3 protein-coding genes, 1 tRNA gene and 1 pseudogene are annotated in these 4,223 nt (G+C 60.9%); all 5 read right to left on the reverse strand.

Annotated elements, in window-relative coordinates:
• Positions 1 to 270 precede the first annotated feature (270 nt).
• A tRNA-Val gene (locus AB7S84_RS16770) sits at positions 271 to 345 on the reverse strand.
• Between the two features lie 71 nt (positions 346 to 416).
• A complete protein-coding gene (locus AB7S84_RS16775; RefSeq protein ID WP_428155912.1) occupies positions 417 to 1,691 on the reverse strand; it encodes a hypothetical protein in 1,275 nt (424 codons plus the stop codon).
• A 50-nt stretch (positions 1,692 to 1,741) separates the two neighbouring features.
• On the reverse strand, positions 1,742 to 2,725 hold the full coding sequence (locus AB7S84_RS16780; protein ID WP_020876291.1) for a polyprenyl synthetase family protein: 984 nt from the start codon (positions 2,723 to 2,725) through the stop codon (positions 1,742 to 1,744).
• The gene (gene rimO / locus AB7S84_RS16785) at positions 2,722 to 4,047 is read right to left on the reverse strand and encodes a 30S ribosomal protein S12 methylthiotransferase RimO (protein ID WP_020876292.1); all 1,326 of its coding nucleotides are present in this window, start codon (positions 4,045 to 4,047) and stop codon (positions 2,722 to 2,724) included. Before rimO ends, AB7S84_RS16780 begins: the two co-directional genes overlap by 4 nt.
• A pseudogene (locus AB7S84_RS16790) lies at positions 4,044 to 4,223 on the reverse strand (electron transfer flavoprotein subunit alpha/FixB family protein); the annotation flags it as partial. The pseudogene AB7S84_RS16790 and the gene rimO, both read right to left, overlap by 4 nt.

Raw genomic sequence — 4,223 nt, forward strand, 5'->3', positions numbered from 1 at the left:
GCCTGATGACCAGTGGTGGCGGCTTTATCCGGGGTACTAAACCTTGAATTCACGAGCTACCCGCGTTGCGGAGCAGCTGTTGAGAAAAAAGCCGCTGCCTGGGGATCGAGCTAAAGCCGAGGTTTTTATCTGATGGAGGAGTGTCCAATTCAAGTCGTGCACGGCAGTTCAGGACGCTGCTCGTCGATTGGAAATTATGGTTTTTGAAAAACCGGTAACAGAAAACTAAAAAAGGGCTTACAGCCTAAGCCGTAAACCCTTGTTTTTTGGTGGTAGGCACGATTGGATTTGAACCAACGACCCCTACCGTGTCAAGGTAGTGCTCTCCCCCTGAGCTACGTGCCTCCATGAAGGTGATGGGTTAGCTACCAAGTCTCCCGGCATTTGTCAAGAAAAGATTTCAGCTGTCGGCCAATTTATTTGGGCACCAGGTCGATGTGCAGCGCTTTTTCAGACACGCTCCGGATCTCGACGGTGAACAGTTCGAAGGTCTGGCCGGACAGGCGGTCCATCAGAGTCTGGGTGTCTCCTTCAAAATGAAGCGCGATGACGGCCTCGTCCGCCCTGATTTCCAGGATCTGCAGGTTTCGGACACCCGGCAGATCCCGCAGCACCTGGCGAAAACGAACAAAATTCCCCAGGTTTCGGGTCCCCGTAACCGTTACGGTCAGGCCTTCGGAGGAACGGGCCATGTCCTGCCAGGCGGAAGCGATGGCCGGAATCAGTTGTTTTGCGGCCTGAAGGCCTGCGGCGGTCAGGGCATCCTCGCTCCCATCGATTTCGTTGGGATGCTGTCGAACCGCCGTCTCGAAGCCGGATGCGATCTCCCGGTCGTTTTCGGCCTGTACGGCCCGAACCGAGATGGTGGCGTTGTAGGCGGGATCCCCACCCGCTCCGGTATCCGAGACGGCATAGACGATGGCCTTTCCGACGATGACCACGTCTGCCCCCATGATCCGCCCGATTTCAGAGGCGTCCCGGTTGCTGAGATCCGGTTGAAAGATGACGGCGGCCTTGACGGGAACATCGGGGGGAGTGGTGCCGTGCTCAAGGACGACAAATCCGGCCTCCCGGGCTTTCCGCGCGATGGCGGCCTCCACGAGGCTGGTGACCGGGGCGCTGCTTTCGTCCCACCAGAACCGAGGGGCGACGTCATTGATGCTCTGCTCAGAGAGGAGAAAAAGAATTCTGGGGCGTTCGATGGCGTCAACAGATCCTGGTGCGGGGCTCTCACCGGAGGCCGTATCGGTTCCGGCTGCCGGTTGAAATTTCCCCAGGCTCGACTTGAGCTGGTCCATTGAGACCGTGACCTGCATCATGATCCGATAGTATCCTCCCGACGATGCCTCGCCAAGGATTTTGTAATTCTCGATAAAGGCTTCCGTGCCGGGGGTGACCGTTGCGCTGTAGATCTTGAATTCCCTGGCGATCGCTTCGGGTGAAAAGATCGCCATCGCCCCCTGGTCCACGGCGGCGGCGAGGGCGGCCGCAATGGCCTCCGCCTTGGCCGATGCGATGTTGCCGTCCTGGATCGGTCGTGTGGCGATGATGGTGACGACGTTCGCGGGGTCCTCCTGAGGTTGGGATGTTTCGGCGTTTGCGACGGGGGCGGCCAGGACGGCCAAAACGATTGGGAGCAGGGCGAATAAGTTCCGCACGAAGAGAGTGAGAGGCACACGCATGGTCGTCATAACCTCCATTGAAATGATGATGGGTGTCTTTTGACCGGATCGTTTCCGGATCAATGCTTTCGGCTGAGGGCGTAATCGGCGATGTCCTCGAGCGTGCTCCGATCGGACGAATCCGCAAAGATTGAAAGCGCCGTTTTGGCCGCGGTCACATGGAACTCGGCTTCCGCCTTCGTGTCTTCGATGCCGCCCAGGGACACCAGCAGGCGGACCAGAGTGTTGAAATCGTCGACCGAGAAATTCTCGTCTGTGATGATCCGGGCCATTGTCTCCCGGTCCCGTTCACCCGCGGCCGACAGCGCCCGAATGACGGGAAGGGTGAGTTTGCCCTCCCGCAGGTCTGCACCGACGGCCTTGCCCAGAACAGCGGTATCCGCGGTGTAGTCCAGAAGATCGTCCGCCATCTGGAAGGCGATGCCCAGATGGTATCCGTAGGCGCCCAAAGCCGAAGCGCGGTCTTTGGCCGCACCGGATATGAGTGCCCCCACCCGGCAGGCCCCCTCCATGAGCACTGCGGTCTTCCGTCGGATGATCTCCAGGTATTCGGCTTCCGTCAGATCCAGGTTTTTCTTCCGGGTCAGCTGGTGGATCTCTCCCTGGGACATGTTTTCGGTGATGCCCGCGATGACTTTGATGACATCGGTCATGCCGGTTTCCGAGGCGATGGTCAGGGATCGGGCCAGCAGGAAATCCCCGACGAGAACGGCCACCTCGTTTCCCCAGACCGAGTGGGCGGCCGCGCGGCCTCTGCGGAGGCCCGCGCCGTCCACGAGATCGTCGTGGAGCAGGGTGGCCGTATGGAGGTATTCGAATATTGTCGAGAAGAAGATTTCCCGGCCGCCGTCGTATCCGCAGAGCCTGGCGGAGAGGACCATGAGCAGTGGTCGGAGCCGCTTTCCGCCGCTGAAGAGGATGTGGCCGGCCACGTCGGATACGATGGGGAGGTGGGCGTCCAGATTTTTCCGGAGCGCGGCTTCAATGGCGATTACGTCCTCCTGAACGCGGGACATGATCCGCTGTTTCAAATCGTTGCTCATCGGGCTTCTCCCACCAGGTCGTATTCGAGGGTGTCGATGATCGTCACCGGGGCGAAGCGGCCGAGGGGAAGCTCCCGGCCCTTCACATAGACCAGTCCGTCCACCTCTGGGGCTTGAAAAGCGGTGCGGCCCAGAAAGAGATCCGCCTCCGGCGATTCCTCGATCAGGACATCGAGGGTGCGGTCGAGATAGGCTGCGTTTTTCTCAGTCGAGATATCGCGCTGGCGCGACATGAGCCGGTCATGGCGCTTTCGGGCCGTTTTTCGGGAGACATGGGCATCCAAACGGTGGGATGGCAGGTCGTCGGCGTCGGAATAGGTGAACACGCCGAGGTGGTCGAAGCGGACCGTTTCCACAAAAGATTGAAGCGTCTTGAAATCCTGGTCGGTTTCCCCGGGAAAGCCCACGATGACGGTGGTGCGAAGCGACGCTTGGGGGGCGAACTCCCGGATGCGTTCGAAGAGATGGAAAAGGTCCGCCTGGGTGTGACGCCGCCCCATTCTCCGGAGCACCCGGTCGCTGGCGTGCTGGATCGGGAGGTCGAAGTAGGGGCAGATGTTGGGGCGTTCGGCCATGGTGCGGATGATGTCGTCGTCGATGCTTTCGGGGTGGCCGTAAAGGACGCGGATCCAGATGTCGTCGTCGATGTCCGAAAGGCGGCGGAGCAACCCGCCAAGACCCATGCCTCCGGTCAGATCGTGGCCATAGGCCGTGGAATCCTGGGCCACCAGCACGAGTTCCCGGGTGCCCGCCGCGACGAGGCGGCGGGCTTCGGCGACGATCTCGCCGGCCGGCCGGCTTTTCTGGCGTCCCCTGAGCCTGGGGATGATGCAGTAGGTGCAGGAGCGGCTGCACCCTTCCGCGATCTTGATGTAGGCTGAGTGGGGCAATGTCTGCACCCGGGGAGCGTCGGGGTTGGAGACGGGGATGGCATCCGGATCCGGCAGGATGCAGCGTTCCCCTTCCAGATTGCCTATGACGCTTTCAACAGCCGTTACGATCTGGTTGAAGGCCCCGGTGCCCAGGAAGAGATCGACCTCGGACAGTTCCCGGCCGATGGCCTCCCGGTAGCGCTCGGGAAGACAGCCGGTGACGATGAGGGCGCGGCAGGCCCCCTCCGTCTTGTAACGGGCCAGCTCGAGGATGGTGTCGATGGATTCATCCGCTGCCGATTCGATAAAGCTGCAGGTGTTGACGATGATGACGTCGGCGTCGTCGGGACCCTCGACGATGCGCCAGCCGGCCTCCCGGAGCCGTCCCAGCATGTGCTCGCTGTCCACCAGGTTCCTGGCGCACCCGAGGCTGACCAGGTGAAGGTTCATATCTGGGCTTTCAATTTCTTGACGGCTTCCGTGATCGCCGGAACCACCTCGAAGAGGTCCCCGACGATGCCGTAGTCCGCCTTGGCGAAGATGGGCGCATCCTCATCCTTGTTGATCGCCACGATCACCTTGGATGAGGACATGCCCGCCAGATGCTGGATGGCCCCGGAGATGCC

The organism is Desulfococcus sp. (assembly GCF_050178255.1).
GTDB classification, from domain to species: Bacteria; Desulfobacterota; Desulfobacteria; order Desulfobacterales; family Desulfococcaceae; genus Desulfococcus; species Desulfococcus multivorans.